Origin of the sequence: Erwinia sp. Eh17-17 (assembly GCF_039675725.1) — a bacterium.
Taxonomy (GTDB): domain Bacteria; phylum Pseudomonadota; class Gammaproteobacteria; order Enterobacterales; family Enterobacteriaceae; genus Erwinia.
The window spans coordinates 1,122,981-1,141,122 of record NZ_JBDFQT010000001.1 but is presented as its reverse complement, the minus strand read 5'-3'; the positions used below and the strand labels follow the sequence as shown (position 1 = coordinate 1,141,122).

Here is an 18,142-nt window from a genome sequence, read left to right as displayed (position 1 = left end):
CGCTCTGTCGCTGCGGCCCGGATTTCTGTGCTAAGGTTAGCAGTATGATTCTGTGAGGAAACTCACACTCACAACGTTAAAAAATATTGCTTTTGAGGTTATGAACAGATTTAGTCGCTGGCTGTCCCCTTCATCATCCCTGGTTCTTGCTCTGGCCCTCAGCGGGCTGCCGCTGTGCCCGGCTATGGCGTACGACGAAAGTACGCGCGTGCCTGATGCGCCCTTTGAAGACCCCTCGCGTTTCCAGCAGATGCAGCAGCAACTGCCCGGCATGGAGATCACCGAAAGTAAAAGCGACCTGGCGGAAAAAATTGCTCAGGCGGCGAAAAGTATCGGTGAAGCGAGCATGAACAATGACAGTGATAAATCCCTGCGTGAAGAAGCGGGGCAGTGGGCGTTTACACAGTTCCGTGATGCTGCCACGGAACGAGCCGCCAGCGAAGGTGAGCAACTCCTCTCCCCCTATGGCCAGGCCAGCGTATCGATGGTCGTCGATGCGGAAGGGAGTTTTAACGGCACCTCGGCCCAGCTGTTCACGCCGTGGCAGGATAATTATCAGTATCTGACCTTCAGTCAGCTGGGTGTGCAACAGACCGAATACGGTACGGTGGGCAATGCCGGTCTGGGACAGCGCTGGATTGCCGGAAGCTGGCGCGTGGGGTACAACGCCTTTGTTGACGACCTGATAACGTCCCGCCAGCAGCGGGGTTCGCTGGGCGCGGAGGCCTGGAGTGAATACCTGCGTTTTTCTGCCAACTATTATCATCCACTATCCGGCTGGCGCAACCACAACAGCACCTCTCAGATGCGCATGGCGCGGGGCTACGACATCACCACCCAGGGCTATCTGCCGTTTTACCGCCAGCTGGGGGTAAGCCTGAGCTATGAGCAGTATCTGGGCAACCGCATTGACCTGTTTAACAGCGGCAACGAGATGAGTAATCCGGCGGCCGTCTCGCTGGGGGTGAACTATACGCCGGTGCCGCTGTTTACGCTTTCTGCCAGCCACAAAGAGGGCGATGGGGGGGAATCACAGGATCAGTTTGCGCTGAAAATGAACTACCGCATTGGCGTGGCGCTTAGTCAGCAGCTTTCGGCCAGCAATGTCGCGGCGGCGAAGTCGCTGAGCGGCAGCCGCTACGATCTGGTCAACCGCAGTAATTCGCCGGTGATGGAATTCCGTCAGCGTAAAACCCTGTCGGTATTCCTTGCCACGCCACCGTGGCAGGTCCAGCCGGGCGAAACGCTGGCGCTGAAACTTCAGGTGCGCAACAGTAATGCCATTAAAGCCGTCAGCTGGCAGGGGGATACCCAGGCCCTGAGCCTGACGCCACCGGCTGATAATGCCAGCATCAGCGGCTGGAGTATTATTATTCCCGCCTGGGACAGCAGTGAAGGTGCCAGCAATGAGTACCATCTGTCTGTGACGCTGGAAGACAGCAGGCAGCAGCGGGTCACCTCGAACTGGATCACCCTCACGCTGGCGCCACCGGTAACGCTACAGCCCTCTGATGCCGGGAGTTTCAACCTGATGGCCCCCTGAATTCAGGGGATTGTGCTATCTGCTGAATTGCTGATTTTTGTCAATATTCCGCCGGAAGATATATGTGATGAAAGTCACAAAAAATTGCTTCTCAGTCGGGGGGATTTTCTGCACAATCTGCGAAAATCCCACTTGTCAGCACATCATGATCATCCGTCCTCATAGTCACTGGTTTGTACGCCTGTTCGCCTGGCACGGTTCGGTATTACCCGGCATCTGGTTTCGCTTAACGCTTAATCTGCTGATGTCGCTGATCGCTATATTTTGTCTCGACTGGTATGAAACGCTGGGGATCAAACTGACCCTCGCGCCGTTCAGCCTGCTTGGCGTCTCCATTGCGGTGTTTCTCGGCTTTCGTAACAGCGTCTGTTTTGGCCGTTTTATTGAGGCACGCATGTTCTGGGGCAATCTGTTAATTGCCTGCCGCACGCTGCAGCGACTGGCGCTGGCCATCTCTCCGGCGGATGCGCCGCGGGTGACTTCACTGCTGCTGGCCTTCTCTTACAGTCTGAAGCATCAGCTGCGCCACAGCGATGCGCGTGAAGATCTGCGCCGCTACCTTGGGGATGAGGCGGATGAGGTGCTGAAGCGTCGATCGCCGACGAACTTCATTGAGCTGCAGCTGTCGCAGTGGCTGGCCGATCAGCGGCGGCGCGGTAATCTGTCCGATATCCTCTATCAGCATATGGACAGCAATATCAATCAGCTGTCGCAGGTGCTGGGCGGATGCGAAAGGCTGGCAAGTATGCCGGTACCGTTCGCCTACGGTCTGCTGTTGCACAGAACGGTGTATCTGTTTTGTACGCTGCTGCCTTTTGCGCTGGTGCCGGATTTACACTATATGACGCCGCTGGTGTCGGTGTTTATTGCCTACACCTTCCTGTCGCTGGATACGCTGGCGGAAGAGCTGGAGATGCCGTTTGGCCTGGCCAGTAACCATCTGCCGCTGGATGCGATGTGTACCAACATCGAGATCAACCTGCGTGAGATGAACCTGGAAGACGATCTGCCGGATACGCCACAACCGGACCGTCGCTATCGGCTGACATAACAGGGCGCCTGTTGCAGCCTGTAACGGGTCGACCGCAGAGAGGCCCGACCCGTGTCCCCGTCAGAACTTATAGCTCATCCCGACGCCCATGACGTCATCACTGGATATGCCCAACGGATTATTGTCCCCCAACAGGTTGAGTTTGTATTCGGCGCTCAGCGAGAAATTCTTATTGAAGCTGAAGCTGGCACCCGCCGAGGCATATCTGGCGATATACGCATCGCCAAGATCCTCAATATCTTTCGCGCGTGAGCTGATATAGGCCAGAGAAGGGCGAAGTCCGTTCAGCAACTGATATTGCGCCACCACTTCAAAATTCACTGCTTTATTGGCGAATCCCCCCTTAATGGGTGTGGAATTTCGCGTGTTGCCGTACAGGGTGGCCAGGTAGATCTGGTTAGCATCGTATTTTACGGCTGTTGCCCAGGATTCAGCGCGATCGCCTTTACCCAACAGCGCGCTGTTTTGCAGGCTGGTACGTCGCAGGCTGGCATAAGCCCCTGTCACGCCGAAGCCCGATTCACCGGTCCAGCTAACTGAGGCGGCATAGCCATCGCCGTTTGAAGCTTTGATGGCTTTGTCGCCGGTACGTTCGTTTTTCCCCTGGTACTGAAGAGCAACATCAAGGCCGTTCACCAGGCCGAAGAAATTGTTGTTACGCCATGTCGCCACCCCGGTTGCGCGGCTGGAGAGGAAAACATCAATGCTACTGGGTTCACCGCCAAATACTGGCAGCATATTGGTCAATGCCAGCGCATCGAAGTACAGGCCATAGTTACGCCCGTAATCAAACGAACCCCATCTGCCAAATTTCAGTCCGGCAAAACCAAGCTGGGTTTTATCTCCTTTCAGTGCATCCGGCCCTTCAGAATTGGTGAGCGAGAAGTTGTACTGCCACTGTCCATAGCCCGTTAACTGGTCCCCGATCTGCGTTTCACCCTTAAAGCCCAGACGAGCACAGGAGGTATCGCGATTCAGAGCGGGATCATCAGAGAACAGGCGCCCGAGGCTGACCTTGCCGTACAAATCGAGTTTATTACCGTCTTTGTTATAAATCCCGGCGGCCTGAACGGCGGCGGAAACCAATAAGACGGATAGCGTTAACGTCAGGAAAGAATATTTCATAATTAAAGTTATCCCTGTTTGTAAAATTCAGTTTATTTGTCATTTTGTGCGATATTGAAAATGACACAAATAAAACCGCCTTAAAAACAGAGTGCTTGTAAAAAAATATTTCAAAGGTTTTTTGTTGGTTATCTCGTCCGGAAGATATCACAGTATCGCTTGTGTTTTTTCATCTCCTATCATTTAAAATTGGATTTAATTTGAATTTATTTCATTAAAAAACAGTTGGTTAGTTTTTTTATTGTTGTTTATTTATAGATTTTTAATAAGGTTGCCTTATATTAATATTGGGGTTTTATTGTTTTTCTGGTTTTGTTTTTGTGCCTGTTGTTTATTAATTATTTATATTAAGCCGTATTTATTAATACTTAATTTCTATCTGTAAATAATGGGTATTATCCTAATTAAAATAAACCTAAGCAAAATATTTCATCAACGGGCTGTCAGTGGGAAATTGACGTCCGGCGTCTGAGCCCGGCTCATGCGCGCCTCATAACAGGGCGCAATTCGGGTGCAACCGCTCTTTTCAGGGGCATTAACTGACTCTTTTTAAAACCAAATTCCGCCTTCGATCACATATTCGATATTTTATTTTACCATTGCATAATTCCTCTTTTTTTTATGCTGCAAAGCCAGCTTGTTCAGATTGTTATTCACTTTCTATGCATTAACTGTGCATATGGAAAGTGTGTAACTCATTGATAGTTAGCGGTAGAGCATGTTTTATGCATTTTTTTCTGTGGATGGCACGCAGCGTGCAATCTACAGTAGAGCTGCAATGAATCATCTTATTAACATTTTTTAAACTTTTAATTCACCCTGCCTGCGCGGGGGATGTGATAAACGAGGCCGCTATGCAACCGTCAGTTACCCGTGAAAATTTTGATCAATGGATTGTTCCCACCTATGCCCCGGCCAGCTTCGTTCCGGTCAGAGCAGAGGGTTCGACGCTGTGGGATCAGGAAGGGAAGTCCTATATCGACTTTGCTGGTGGTATCGCGGTTAACGCTTTAGGGCATGCGCACCCCGATCTGCAGCTTGCGCTTCAGCAGCAGGCAGCCCTGCTCTGGCACACCGGTAATGGTTACACCAATGAACCGATTCTGCGCCTGGCGAAACAGCTGATTGATGCCACCTTTGCTGACCGGGCATTCTTCTGCAACTCCGGGGCGGAAGCTAACGAAGCGGCGCTGAAGCTGGCGCGTAAAGTGGCGATGGATAACGGGCAGGCCGGGAAAAACGGCATTGTGGCGTTCAAAAATGCCTTTCATGGCCGCACCCTGTTCACCGTTTCTGCGGGAGGGCAGCCTGCTTACTCAAAAGATTTCGCGCCCTTACCGCAGGGTATCCAGCATGCGGTGTATAACGATCTGGCCTCGGCGGCCGCGCTGATCGATGACCAGACCTGTGCGGTGATTGTCGAACCTATCCAGGGCGAAGGTGGCGTAGTCCCGGCTGAACCTGGCTTCCTGCGCGGGCTGCGCGAGCTGTGTGATAAACACGGCGCGCTGCTGATCTTCGACGAGGTGCAGAGTGGCGTCGGACGCACCGGTTCGCTGTACGCCTATATGCATTACGGCGTGACGCCGGATGTGCTGACCACGGCGAAAGCGCTGGGTGGCGGCTTCCCGATCGGAGCCATGCTGACCACAGAAATCTATGCCGCGCATCTTAACGTCGGCAGCCACGGCACCACCTACGGCGGTAACCCGCTGGCCGGGGCCGTCGGTGGCAAAGTGATGGAGCTGATCAACCGTCCGGACGTGCTGGCCGGGGTCGCTGAACGTCATCAGTGGTTTGTTGAAGGACTGAATGCCATCAACCAGCGGCTACAGCTGTTCAGCGAAATTCGCGGGCTGGGGCTGCTGATCGGCTGCGTACTGAATCAGGACTATCAGGGCAAAGCCAAACTGATTAACCAGGCGGCGGCGGCTGAAGGCTTAATGGTGTTAATTGCCGGTGCCAATGTTGTGCGCTTCGCGCCTTCACTGATTATCACCCCGCAGGAAGTTCAGGAGGGGCTGGCGCGCTTTGAACGTGCCTGCCGCGCCGTTACTGAAGGAGTCCGCGTATGATGTTCATTCGTCCCGTTGAACGAGACGATCTGGCGCAGTTGATGCACCTCGCCGGGAAAACCGGCGGGGGACTGACTTCACTGCCTGCTGACAGTGATACGTTGTCAGCACGTATCGAACGTTCGATTTTGACCTGGCAGGGTGAGCTGCCGCGTGCAGAACAGGGATACGTATTTGTGCTGGCAGACAGTGAAAGCGAAAAGGCCGTTGGCATCTGTGCTATTGAAGTGGCCGTTGGCCTGCAGGACCCGTGGTACAACTTTCGCGTTGGTAGCCAGGTACACGCATCGAAGGAACTGAACGTGTATAACATGCTGCCGACGCTGTCGCTCAGCAACGATCATACCGGCAGCAGCGAACTGTGTACGCTGTTCCTCGACCCGGACTACCGCAACGGTAAGAACGGCTATCTGCTGTCGAAATCGCGTTTTCTGTTTATGGCCGGCTTCCGCCAGCATTTTATGCAGAAAGTGGTGGCAGAGATGCGCGGCTGGATCGATGAAGAAGGGCGATCGCCTTTCTGGGACAGCGTTGGCAGCCGCTTCTTTTCCATGTCGTTTGCCGATGCTGACTATCTGTGCGGCACCGGGCAGAAAGCTTTTATCGCCGAGCTGATGCCGAAGCATCCGCTGTATATCGATTATCTGGCCGCCGATGCGCGGGAAGTGATTGGCAAAGTGCATCCGCAGACGGCACCGGCGCGTGCCGTGCTCGAAGCCGAGGGGTTCCAGTTCCAGAACTATGTCGATATTTTCGACGGTGGACCGACCCTGGAGTGCGATATTGACCGCGTGCGCGCCATTCGAAAGAGTCACCTGATGACGGTGGCCATCAACGACTATCAGGATGAACAGCTGCCGCTGTGCCTGGTTGGCAATGAAAACTATCCGCAGTTCCGCGCGATCCTGCTGCCTGCGGATGCGCAGGCGGAGACGATCAGCATCACGCCAGAACAGGCCGATATTCTGCTGTGCCAGCCGGGCGATAAGCTGCGGGTGGTGACACTTTTTCGTGAGGAGAAACAAGCATGACGCACTGTATTAATGGTCAGTGGCTGACCGGCGGTGGCGATAACATCAGCAAAACCGATCCGGTAGACGGTGAGCTGTTATGGCAGGGTAAAGCGGCAACGGCCGCTCAGGTGACGGCCGCCAGTGAGGCTGCCCGCGCCGCGTTCCCTGCCTGGGCGCGCCGTCCGTTCTCTGAACGCCAGGCTATTGCGGAAAAGTTTGCCGCGCTGCTGGAAAAAAACAAGGATGAACTGAGCGAAACGATCTCGCGTGAGACGGGTAAACCCCGCTGGGAAACGCAGACCGAAGTGCAGGCGATGATCAATAAAGTGGCGATCTCCCTGCGTGCATACCATGCGCGCACCGGCGAGCAGGCAGAAGGCGAAAGCTCCCTGCGCCACCGTCCGCACGGCGTCATGGCGGTGTTTGGTCCGTACAACTTTCCGGGCCACCTGCCGAACGGACACATCGTCCCGGCACTGCTGGCCGGTAACTGCGTGGTATTTAAACCGAGTGAGCTGACGCCGATGACGGCGGAACTGACCGTGCAGCTGTGGCTGAGCGCCGGCCTGCCGGGCGGCGTGCTCAATCTGGTGCAGGGCGCGCGTGAAACCGGTCAGGCGCTGGCACAGGAAACTCAGATCGATGGCGTGCTGTTTACCGGCAGCGCGGCAACGGGCTATCAGCTGCATCGTCAGCTCGCCGGGCAGCCGGAAAAAATGCTGGCGCTGGAGATGGGCGGCAATAATCCGCTGATTGTCGAAGATCCTGATGATATTGACGCCGCAGTGCATATCGCTATTCAGTCTGCCTTTATCAGCGCCGGACAGCGCTGTACCTGCGCGCGCCGCCTGCTGGTGAAACGCGGTGCCGCCGGGGACGCTTTCCTTGCCCGGCTGGTACAGGTCGCGGCCAATATCCGCAGTGGCCGCTGGAACGCTGAACCGCAGCCGTTTATGGGCAGCGTGATCTCGCTTCAGGTGGCAGAAAAAATCTTCAGTGAGTGGCAGGCGCGAGTGGACGCCGGGGGCAAAGTGTTGCTGCCAATGCAGTGGCCGGAACGCAGCAGCGCAATTCTGACGCCGGGCATCATCGACGTGACTGACGTGGCCAACCTGCCGGATGAAGAGGTGTTTGGTCCGCTGCTGACGGTCATCCGCTATGACGATTTTGACCGTGCCATCCGCATTGCCAATAACACCCGCTACGGGCTGGCCTGCGGGCTGATTTCGCCGCAGCGGGAAAAATTTGAGCGCCTGCTGATTGAAGCCCGCGCCGGGATCGTCAACTGGAACAAACCGCTGACCGGGGCCGCGAGCACCGCGCCGTTTGGCGGTATTGGCGCTTCCGGCAATCACCGTGCCAGCGCCTGGTATGCCGCCGACTACTGTGCCTGGCCGATGGCTTCTCTGGAATCACCGCAGCTGACGATGCCAGGCAGTCTGTCTCCGGGCCTGGATTTTAGCGCTGAAGGAGAGAGCCAATGAGCGCCCGTGAAGTCAATTTCGATGGCCTGCCGGGCCTGACGCACCACTATGCCGGGCTGTCATTTGGTAATGAAGCCTCAACCCGCAATCAGCACCAGCAGTCCAATCCGAAGCTGGCGGCGTTGCAGGGGTTGATGAAGATGAAAGCGCTGGCGGATATGGGCTTTGCCCAGGGGGTTATCCCGCCGCACGAGCGCCCGAACATTGAGGCACTGCGCCAGATCGGGTTTAGCGGTAGCGATGCTCAGGTGCTGGCGCAGGCGGCCAGGCAGGCTCCGCAGCTGCTCTCCGCCGCCAGTTCCGCCTCGGCGATGTGGGTGGCGAACGCCGCCACGGTGTCACCGTCAGCGGACAGCGCCGATGGTCGTGTGCATCTTACCGTGGCGAACCTGAATAATAAGTTTCACCGGGCGATGGAAGCACCGACCACAGCGGCGCTGCTGCGGGCGATTTTCCGCGATCGCAACCACTTCAGCGTTCATGATGCCCTGCCGCAGGTAGCGATGTTCGGTGATGAAGGGGCGGCAAACCATAACCGTTTCAGCCATGGCTATGGTGAACCCGGCGTGCAGCTGTTTGTGTATGGTCGCGCCGAACGTCACGGAGAAGTGGCGCCGGCGCGCTATCCGGCACGTCAGACGCTGGAAGCCAGCGAAGCCGTGGCGCGGCTGCATCAACTGGACGCGGCCCGAACCGTGTTTGCCCAGCAGAACCCGGCGGTGATCGACCAGGGGGTGTTCCATAACGACGTGATCGCCGTCAGCAATCAGCAGGCGCTGTTCTGCCACCAGCAGGCGTTTGTTAACCAGCCGCAGCTGCTGGCGCAGCTGCGCGCAAAAGTGCCGGGCTTCTGTGCCATCGAAGTGCCGGATAACCGCGTCAGCGTTGCGGATGCGGTCGCCACCTATCTGTTCAACAGCCAGCTGTTAAGCAAACCAGACGGTAAGATGCTGCTGGTCCTGCCGGAGGAAGCGCGTCGCCACGCGGGCGTCTGGGCCTATCTCAGCGAGCTGGTCAGCAGCGGCGGGCTGATTGACGAGCTGAAGGTCTTCGACCTGCGCGAAAGTATGTGCAACGGCGGCGGTCCGGCCTGCCTGCGTCTGCGCGTGGTGCTCAACGCGCAGCAGCAGGCGGCGGTTAATCCGGCGGTGATGATGAACGATAAGCTTTTTGCCACGCTCAGTGCGTGGGTTGAGCGGCACTACCGCGATCGTCTGTGCCAGGCGGACCTGGCGGACCCTAATTTGCTGCAGGAAGGACGTGAAGCTCTCGATGAACTCACTAAGCTGCTAAACTTAGGGAATGTTTACCGTTTTCAGCAGTAAAGCGATGATCGCAGGGCCGGAGACTCTCTCCGGCCTGTCAGGGCTGAACGGCGATTGATTAAAGGAGTACCGATGCAGGATTTCCTCACATTAACCCTCAACGGGCAGAACCCTGTGCATTCAGAAGGGAAGAATGCGCATCTGAGCTGGCGCTGGATTGACGTGGGTATTCTTGAATTAACCCCGCATGAAACGGTGCCGATGGCGCTGGTGGTTTCAGCGGGCGTGCACGGCAATGAAACTGCACCCGTCGAGATTCTTGAGCAGATAGTTGACGCTCTGCTGCGCGGTGAAAAGCCGCTGCTGACCCGGCTGCTGGTCATTTACGGTAATCCGGCCGCACTGAGAAAGAATCAGCGCTATCTGCATGGCGATATGAACCGCATGTTTGGCGGGCGCTGGCAGCAGTATGAAGACTGCCCGGAGGCGCGCCGTGCATGGCGGCTGGAGCAGGCGATGGAGAACTTCTGGCAGGCCGGTGAGTATGAAGAGGTGCGCTGGCATATTGACATGCACACGGCAATCCGTGGTTCTTATCACACGCGCTTTGGCGTCATGCCGCAGCGTGATACGCCGTGGCCAGAGACGTTTATTGAGTGGCTGGGCGCGGCCGGACTGGAAGCGCTGGTGTTCCATCGCGCACCTGGCGGCACCTTCACCCATTACAGCAGTCAGCATTTCCAGGCAGCCAGCTGTACGCTGGAGCTCGGCAAGGCCCTGCCGTTTGGTGGCAATGACCTCAGCCAGTTCAGTGCCGCAAAGCAGGCGCTGGAAGCGCTGATTAGCGGCGGACCGCTGCCCGCCGAGGCAGAGCCGCCACGGCGTTATCGCGTTTCGCAACAGATTACCCGGCTCTCTGACCGCTTTGTTCTGCATATGAGTAGCGACACTCTGAACTTCACTGCGTTCCCGCAGGGGGCTCTGCTGGCGGAAGACGGCGAAAAGCGCTACTACGTGCAGCAGGCGCAGGAATTTGTGCTGTTTCCCAATCCTGCCGTGGCCAGCGGGCTGCGTGCCGGGCTGATGCTGGTGGAAGACAATGCGCATAATGAAGCGCTGGGGTCGTTAGCGGAGTAGTGCGTTATATTGTGGCCGCACGTCGGCCACAACAGGCTTTACCGGTGTTGAACGACCGGCGCAGCATGCGGTAAAGAGGTTAACTTTTTCCTTCCGCTACGCTGACCGACGTATTACACTTCTCCACAGTTTCTGCACAAACTCCTCTAAATTCATACTCTTTTGCAATTCCTCACCAAATCCTGCGCATTCTCTCCATCATTGGCGTCATTTTGTCTTTTATGCTTTCAGGGCTTTACTCTGGTTCTGAGTACTTGACGTTCAGAGCCGTAGACTTGCTTTCGACATCACGACAACTGAATTGCCACAGACTGAAATAAAAGGACAATATTATGCGTAAATTAACTTCTATCGTTGTTGCCGCTACCCTGGCACTGGGCACTGCGGGTATTGTTCATGCCGCAGCCGATACCTTAACGCCACCGCCAGCGGGTGCTGACAAACCGATGATGCATAAGCCGCCGCGTCACGGTGGCATGAACGAGATGTTTAAAGGGCTGAATCTGACGGATGCGCAGAAACAACAGATGCGCACTATCATGAAAGAGTCACACAAAGAGATGAAGCGTCCGTCGCTGGAAGAGCGCCGCGCAGCCCATAGCATTATTGCCTCCGACAGCTTTGATAAGTCGAAGGCAGAAGCGCAGGCCGAACAGATGACGGCCCACAGCAAAGATCGTGCGCTGGCGATGCTGGAAACCCAGAACAAACTGTATAACGTGCTGACCCTTGAACAGAAAAAACAGTTTAATCAGAACTTTGAGAAACGTCTGACTGAAAAACCGCAGCATGAAGGTAAAATGCCTCCTGCAGAAGATTAATTGCCGTTGAACAGCGGGCCTTGCCCACTGGACCTGACGGAATTGTCGAGCGATATCTGAGACCGCCGACGTTGCCCACCTTGCCGGAATGGCGGTGGTCAGCGTCGGCGGTTTTGTTTATGCGCCGGGAACGGGCAGGGGGATCACCGGCAATTTGCCAGAAATGAGCGGCTTGCACAGAATCTTATAGCCGTCGCTGTCAAAACCCGGCGGCGTATTACACAGCGCCGCGGCATCTGCCATGTCACTGACTGACCCCAGGTAGAGCCAGTTATTGATGACGTGTATCTGCTTTTGCATCACCCCTTCCTCAACCACCGCCACGGCACCCGGCCACGGCCAGCACTGAAGCCGCACCGCCTCCAGCGCCGCCAGCAAACGCTGCTGATGATCTTCTACAGGTTCCTGACCGCAGCAGGCTCCGGCACAACGGCGCAGGCCAAAACGGAAGCACGCCCGCCCTTTACTCAGTGGCTCCAGACCCAGCAGGCCGTAACAGAGGCGCTGTTCATCCGCAATTTTCTGCAGGGTCGCCAGTGCCGCACGGCGATGCGCGTACAGCCCGAACAGATTTGGCGTATGAGAGAAATCGACCTCTTTGGCATACACCACCTCCGGGCGGTTATCGCGGATGCGCAGTGCGCACAGCTGACGGTTTTTGCGCAGACGCTTGTTAAACAGCGGCTGCTGGAGTTTGATCATCTGCGCTTCCAGCAGCAGGGCGCCCATTTCACCGGCGGTAGGGATAAAGCTAATGCGCCTGGCCTGATGCAGCATGCGCGCTTCGGCCGGAGTACGCAGGTGCGACAGGACGCGGCTGCGGATGTTTACGCTCTTGCCGATGTACAGCGGAAGGGTTTCGCTTTCGCCGTGAAAGACATATACGCCGGGAAGATTGGGCAGGCTGACCAGCCACGGGCGTAGCTGTTCAGGGTACTGGTAGATGGCTTCAACCTCAAATTCGAGGCGATGACTGGCTGCTTTCTTAATCACTCACAACTCCGCTTACTGGTCAGATGTACAGTATAGCAGGAGATTTCTGATGCGGAATCATTCAGGGGAAGGGGCCGACCGGAAAGCGATCGGCCCGCCGGGGTTACTTTTTCCAGAAGTCGTCGAAGACGGTGATCGGTGGGCGACGCTTATGTTCAGTTTTCAGATACCAGTTTTCAATGGTGCTGGCCGCTGCGGCATCAATCGTTTCTCCCTGCAGATAGCGGTCAATCATCTCATAGGTGACGCCGAGGGCCACTTCATCCTGCAGACCGGGACGGTCGTCTTCCAGGTCAGCGGTAGGGTGCTTCAGGTACAGGTGTTCCGGACAGCCCAGCGCTTTCAACAGCTGTTTTCCCTGGCCTTTATTCAGACGGAAAATAGGGTTGATGTCGGTGCCGCCATCGCCGTATTTGGTAAAGAACCCGGTAACGGCTTCGGCGGCGTGATCGGTGCCGACCACCACGCCAGAGGTCATACCGGCAATACTGTACTGCGCTTTCATCCGCTCACGCGCTTTCTCATTACCCCGGATAAAATCAGACAGGGTAATACCGGCATCGCGCAGTGCCTGCTCGCTGGCCTGTACGGCGGCTTTAATATTTACCGTAAGCACGCGGTCTGGCTGAATAAAGGTAATCGCATCCTGACAATCCTGTTCATCCGCCTGCACGCCGTGCGGCAGACGGACGGCAATAAACTGATAGTCACTATTGCCGGTTTCTTCGCGCAGTTCGCTGATGGCGATCTGACACAGTTTTCCCGTCAGCGTGGAATCCTGGCCGCCACTGATACCCAGCACCAGGGATTTCAGGAACGGATAGGTCTTCAGATAGGACTTGAGAAACTCGACGCTGGTGCGAACTTCTTCACGGGCATCAATCGTCGGTTTGACGCCCAGCGCTTTGATGATTTCCTGTTGCAGAGCCATTGACCTCTCCTAAGATTCAGCGCCGACAGACGGCGGCTGAGTGCATATTTGTCTGTTAAAGCTAACGTGCATGGCGTGAAACAACAACAATCAATCCAACTTTATTCACGCCATACGCTGATAAATCAGGCATTTTTAGGTTTCTGTGCCAGCACTGTAAACATCAGTATCGCCAGCATATAGCAACCGAAAATGGTAGCCGTCATCGTCAGGACCGAGGTGCCGCCGATGCCAGTGACCGGAACGCTAATTCCGCCCAGGGTAAACATGGTGACGCCAATGACCGCTGAGGCGCTGCCCGCACGGTGACCCTGGCTCTGCATCGCCAGGGACGATGCCGTCACCGAGATCACCCCATTGCTGGCCACGCTGAAGAACAGGGCCACCAGCACCAGCGGCAGGGCGGCACCGGTTAACCCCGTCAGCAGCAGGCTGCCGGATGAAACAAACGCCAGTATCAGACCCCCTTTCAACACCCGGTATTCCCCCCACAGCGGGCAGAGGCGGGCACTGACTTGTGATGCAATAATCAGGCCGACACCGTTAGCGGCGAAGCAAAAGCTAAATGCCTGCGGGGAGAGCTGGTAGATTTGCTGTAACACAAAGGGTGAAGCGCCAATGTAGGCAAACATGCCTGACATCATAAAGCCCTGCGTCAGGCAGAACCCCATAAACGGACGATGGGTCACCACCTGACCCAGCGCAGCCCAGGCAGAAAAGAGACTGCCCTGACTGCGTCGTTCCGCCGGGAGCGTCTCATGCAGCTTGACCCGCGCCAGAATAAACAGTAGCAGCGCGATCAGTGCAATCACCATAAACAGCCCACGCCAGTCGAGGAATGCCATCAGCGCGCCGCCCATTACCGGGGCCGCTATCGGGGCCAGCCCGTTGACCAGCATCAGCAGGGCGAAGAATTTCGTCAGTTCGTGACCGCTGTACATATCGCGGGCGATAGCGCGCGACAGCACCGCACCGCCGGCACCGGACAGCCCTTCAAACAGGCGCGCCAGCAGCAGCTGGTTAATATCCTGCGCCAGCGCACAGCCGACGGAAGCCACCAGCAGCAGCACCAGCGACAGCAGCAGAGGCCGGATGCGGCCGTATTTGTCGCTCAGCGGGCCAAAGAACAGCTGACCCAGCCCCAGCCCGAGCAGGCCGGCGGTGAGACTGAGCTGGGCCGTGGCGGTCGGAGTGTTAAGATCGCTGGCCAGTTCCGGCAGCGCCGGTAAATACAGGTCGATGCAGAGCGGGCCTAAAGCCGCCAGCAGTCCGAGCGTGATGGCATAGCCAAGACGTTTGGGGTGCGCAGGTGTCATGATTCCTCTGATTTGAAAAGATAGTCGTTAATTTGTTGATATAAGGTGTAAAGGCGTTCCGCTGACGCTTTCTGCGGCGTCAGTCGGCGGTAAGACGTCCCTTCCACCATAACGGCGAGAATTTCGACGCAGGCACGAATCCGCTCCGCGCTATACTCCGGATGCAGCTGGGAGACTTTGTCACAGGCGTGGCTGAACATGCGTTCGTCGGCCTCGACCATCATTCTGGCAACGCGGGAATTGCGGGTGGCTTCTGCCGCCACTTCCATCATCAGCGCGTCATCATCTTCATTTTTGACCACGCGCCAGGCCAGCATCTCTGCCAGATGAATGTTGCTGCTGGTGACCACCATCTCCTGTACGCGGGAGTCGATGATACGCCTGACGATCTCTTCGATGATGGCGTCTTTATTGGTAAAATAGCGATAAATCTGACCGACGCTCAGATCAGCTTCTGCCGCCAGCTGCGCCATGCTGGCACCGTGAAATCCGTGTTGGCGGAAGCAGCGGCGGGCAGCGGTAATAATTTCATCCTGACGCAGGCGATGGCGGGCATCGCGGGCTTCTGTCTGTAGGCTCATGGCATTCCGCCGCTGTCAGCTAATGTGACCTGTCAGTGCGGTGAGCAGGGGGACAGGAGTGGGGATGTGAATGTTCATTCTCAGCCTGTAGATTATAGGCATGGCGCGAATAAACTGATAATAATTTGACGCCATAAATTTGAAAAATCTGCATTTATGTTCCAGGCTTATCGCTACATGGAAAAAAAACAGAGGAAGAGTAAATGCGTAAATTGACGGGTTTGATTGGTGCCGCAGTGGCGCTGGCTGTGTTATCAGGCTGTACTGCCTATGACCGTGCTGAAAGCTATGCCACTAAGCCGGTAGTGCAGGATGTTAAAAAAGGGATGACCCGCCAGCAGGTTCGTGACATTGCCGGACCGCCTTCTACAGAAATTACCATGGTTCACGCGCGTGGCACCTGCCAGACTTATGTGCTGGGCGAGCGTGATGGCAAACAGCAGACTTACTTTGTCAGCTATGCCGATACCGGTCGTGTAATGAACTACGGTTTCCAGAGCTGCAAAGAGTACGATACCGATCCGCAGGTTAACCAGTAATCACTGGCATTACATTGAAAACGGCCACGCAAGTGGCCGTTTTTTTATGATTTGCTGATGCTCCCTTTTTTGAAATTATGCCGGAACGCTAAGGGCTTTCTGACTGCGTGACCAGATACGGTGTGCACTCATCGCATGCAGAAATTCACTCATCAATACCCCTTCGGCCTTATCTTCCATGATGACACCCTCTTCGCGCTCATCCTCCGACAGCCCGAACTGTGCGGCAAAACGCCGTGCCTCACCGCTCAAACCAATCACCTTCAGATGCTTGTACGCTTCCAGCAGGAAATAGCAGGCGTCGCCGCGCAGTAACAGTGCATCAATGTTGCCATCAGGGACTATCACAGCATCAAAGGCGAGAGAAGGCAGGGTGGTGAAGGTGCCATCAACCGGCAGGGATGAACCGTCGCTGGCCCTCACCTGGCCCATATGCGCCGCCAGCAGTTTGGCATGGACGCCCTGATTCTTCAGTTCCTGCAGGATGGCCAGCGTGTCGGCCGCATTTACGCCGTCGGCGATCGGTAACGCCACCTGCCGCCCTTTGATATTTCCGCTGGGCACCGCATACAGGCTCAGACTGGCATCCTTCTTCAGACCGTTGACGTCTTTAGGCGGGGCGGTCTGCATCTGCTCTTCTGACAGGGTGATCCCTAACTGCTCAGCCACACTGTTGGCCAGAGAAATATCGATATGCGTGAGCTCATCGACGACGCGTGCGCGGATCTCGCTGCGGCCGACTTTGCTTAATTCAAAGGCGAAAGCATCGATGATATGCTGCTGCTCCACCGGCGTCTGACTGTGCCAGAAAAGGCGCGGCTGGGAGTAATGCTCGCCGAATGACGGGCTGCGCTCGCGAACTTTGTGCCCCTCAATGCGTTCCTGGTAGCTTTCGAAACCGCCGCGCTGCGCAGCGGGCGGCGTTTCGCGCGGCCAGTTATCGTTGATTGAGTTAGGCTCGTAGTTGGCCGGATTGGTATCAATATCCATCCGGTGCATTCCCTGGCGCTGGAAGTTATGGTACGGGCAGACCGGGCGGTTGATAGGGATCTCATGGAAGTTTGGCCCGCCCAGCCGGCTGATCTGCGTGTCGGTGTAGGAGAACAGGCGGCCCTGGAGCAGCGGATCGTTGGTGAAATCCATTCCGGGCACGATATGGCCGGGATGGAAAGCAACCTGCTCGGTCTCGGCAAAGAAATTATCCGGGTTACGGTTGAGCACCATCTTACCAATCAGCTCTACCGGCACCAGCTCTTCGGGGATCAGCTTAGTGGCATCCAGCAGGTCAAAATCAAAGGCAAACTCATCGCTTTCTTCAATCAGCTGTACGCCGAGTTCAAATTCCGGGAAGTCCCCGGCCTCGATGGCTTCCCACAGATCGCGGCGATGAAAATCCGCATCGCGCCCGCTGAGTTTTTGCGCTTCGTCCCACAGCAGGGAGGCTTTACCTGCCACAGGCTTCCAGTGGAAACGTACAAAGGTCGCGTGCCCCGCGGCATTGATAAAGCGGAAGGTGTGGATGCCAAAGCCTTCCATGGTGCGGTAGCTGCGCGGGATGCCGCGATCGGACATTGCCCAGATGACGTTATGCAGGGTTTCGGGCTGAAGCGAGACGTAATCCCAGAAGGTGTCATGGGCGCTACCGCCCTGTGGCATTTCGTTGTGCGGCTCCGGTTTTACCGCATGGACAAAGTCCGGAAATTTGTGGGCATCCTGGATAAAGAACACCGGGGTGTTGTTGCCCACTAAATCGAATACCCCTTCATCGGTATAAAATTTAGTGGCAAAGCCGCGAATATCGCGCACGGTATCTGCCGACCCCGCTCCCCCCTGGACCGTTGAAAACCGGACAAATACCGGAGTGATGGTATCGGGGGACGCGAGAAAACCAGCTTTCGTCACGTGGCCCATCGCGCGGTAGGGCTGAAAATAGCCGTGCGCAGCTGAGCCGCGCGCATGTACCACGCGTTCAGGGATGCGTTCGTGATCAAAGTGGGTAATTTTCTCCCGCAGAATAAAGTCTTCCAGCAGAGTCGGTCCACGGGTTCCGGCACGCAGCGAGTTTTGATCGTCAGCAATACGCGTGCCCTGATTGGTCGTCAGAGGCTGATCTCTGCCACCCTTACGAAAGGGTTCTAGCGCATCAACTTTGGCATTCGTCGGGGGGGATAGAGGGGCATTCCCCTGGCGTTCATTTTCATTCGACATAGTACGGTGCTCCAGTTGCGGGCTTTAAGACACCAGTAACTATAGAACAGTGAGCAATAT

At 56.1% G+C, this 18,142-nt stretch carries 14 protein-coding genes and 1 pseudogene; 9 read left to right on the top strand and 6 right to left on the bottom strand.

Going from position 1 to position 18,142, the window contains the following annotated elements; genetic code table 11:
• Positions 1-100: 100 nt before the first annotated feature.
• Both ABEH87_RS05060 and ABEH87_RS05055 read left to right on the top strand, forming a co-directional pair.
• Positions 101-1,543: a YchO/YchP family invasin gene (locus ABEH87_RS05060; protein ID WP_346574449.1), complete on the top strand. Its 1,443-nt coding sequence runs from the start codon at positions 101-103 to the stop codon at positions 1,541-1,543.
• A 145-nt stretch (positions 1,544-1,688) separates the two neighbouring features.
• Positions 1,689-2,594, top strand: a complete 906-nt coding sequence (locus ABEH87_RS05055) for a bestrophin family ion channel (protein ID WP_346574447.1) — start codon at positions 1,689-1,691, stop codon at positions 2,592-2,594.
• A 60-nt stretch (positions 2,595-2,654) separates the two neighbouring features.
• Here ABEH87_RS05055 and ABEH87_RS05050 read toward each other — a convergent pair whose 3' ends face one another.
• On the bottom strand, positions 2,655-3,719 hold the full coding sequence (locus tag ABEH87_RS05050) for a porin (RefSeq protein WP_346574446.1): 1,065 nt from the start codon (positions 3,717-3,719) through the stop codon (positions 2,655-2,657).
• A gap of 854 nt (positions 3,720-4,573) precedes the next feature.
• Between ABEH87_RS05050 and ABEH87_RS05045 the strand changes: the two genes are divergently transcribed.
• The 6 genes from ABEH87_RS05045 to spy all read left to right on the top strand — a co-directional run bounded on the left by ABEH87_RS05045 (position 4,574) and on the right by spy (position 11,514).
• Positions 4,574-5,794: an aspartate aminotransferase family protein gene (locus ABEH87_RS05045; protein ID WP_346574444.1), complete on the top strand. Its 1,221-nt coding sequence runs from the start codon at positions 4,574-4,576 to the stop codon at positions 5,792-5,794.
• Positions 5,791-6,825, top strand: coding sequence for an arginine N-succinyltransferase (astA, locus tag ABEH87_RS05040; protein ID WP_346574442.1), 1,035 nt, complete (start codon positions 5,791-5,793; stop codon positions 6,823-6,825). Before ABEH87_RS05045 ends, astA begins: the two co-directional genes overlap by 4 nt.
• The gene (gene astD, locus ABEH87_RS05035) at positions 6,822-8,291 is read left to right on the top strand and encodes a succinylglutamate-semialdehyde dehydrogenase (protein WP_346574441.1); all 1,470 of its coding nucleotides are present in this window, start codon (positions 6,822-6,824) and stop codon (positions 8,289-8,291) included. Before astA ends, astD begins: the two co-directional genes overlap by 4 nt.
• Positions 8,288-9,616, top strand: a complete 1,329-nt coding sequence (astB, locus tag ABEH87_RS05030; protein WP_346574440.1) for an N-succinylarginine dihydrolase — start codon at positions 8,288-8,290, stop codon at positions 9,614-9,616. Before astD ends, astB begins: the two co-directional genes overlap by 4 nt.
• A 72-nt stretch (positions 9,617-9,688) precedes the next feature.
• Complete coding sequence (gene astE / locus ABEH87_RS05025; protein ID WP_346574439.1) at positions 9,689-10,693, top strand: succinylglutamate desuccinylase; 1,005 nt, start codon at positions 9,689-9,691, stop codon at positions 10,691-10,693.
• Positions 10,694-11,025: 332 nt separating this feature from the next.
• Positions 11,026-11,514 carry an ATP-independent periplasmic protein-refolding chaperone Spy gene (gene spy / locus ABEH87_RS05020; protein ID WP_346574438.1) on the top strand — a complete coding sequence of 163 codons (489 nt, stop codon included), beginning with the start codon at positions 11,026-11,028 and terminating at the stop codon, positions 11,512-11,514.
• Between the two features lie 117 nt (positions 11,515-11,631).
• On the opposite strand, the gene cho is transcribed toward spy, so the two are convergent.
• The 4 genes from cho to ABEH87_RS05000 form a co-directional block, all read right to left on the bottom strand.
• Positions 11,632-12,507 carry an excinuclease Cho gene (gene cho / locus ABEH87_RS05015; protein ID WP_346574436.1) on the bottom strand — a complete coding sequence of 292 codons (876 nt, stop codon included), beginning with the start codon at positions 12,505-12,507 and terminating at the stop codon, positions 11,632-11,634.
• Positions 12,508-12,610: 103 nt separating this feature from the next.
• Entirely contained in the window at positions 12,611-13,438 is an 828-nt protein-coding gene (gene nadE / locus ABEH87_RS05010) for an ammonia-dependent NAD(+) synthetase (protein ID WP_346574435.1), read from the bottom strand.
• A gap of 125 nt (positions 13,439-13,563) precedes the next feature.
• A complete protein-coding gene (locus tag ABEH87_RS05005) occupies positions 13,564-14,754 on the bottom strand; it encodes a multidrug effflux MFS transporter (RefSeq protein ID WP_346574433.1) in 1,191 nt (396 codons plus the stop codon).
• Positions 14,751-15,335, bottom strand: a complete 585-nt coding sequence (locus ABEH87_RS05000; RefSeq protein ID WP_346574430.1) for a helix-turn-helix domain-containing protein — start codon at positions 15,333-15,335, stop codon at positions 14,751-14,753. Before ABEH87_RS05000 ends, ABEH87_RS05005 begins: the two co-directional genes overlap by 4 nt.
• Before the next feature lie 203 nt (positions 15,336-15,538).
• Here ABEH87_RS05000 and osmE point away from each other — a divergent pair, with 203 nt between their 5' ends.
• Positions 15,539-15,874, top strand: a complete 336-nt coding sequence (gene osmE, locus ABEH87_RS04995) for an osmotically-inducible lipoprotein OsmE (protein ID WP_346574428.1) — start codon at positions 15,539-15,541, stop codon at positions 15,872-15,874.
• Positions 15,875-15,949: 75 nt separating this feature from the next.
• Here osmE and katE read toward each other — a convergent pair.
• Positions 15,950-18,031 (bottom strand): annotated as a pseudogene (gene katE, locus ABEH87_RS04990) (catalase HPII); the annotation flags it as partial.
• Positions 18,032-18,142 lie beyond the last annotated feature (111 nt).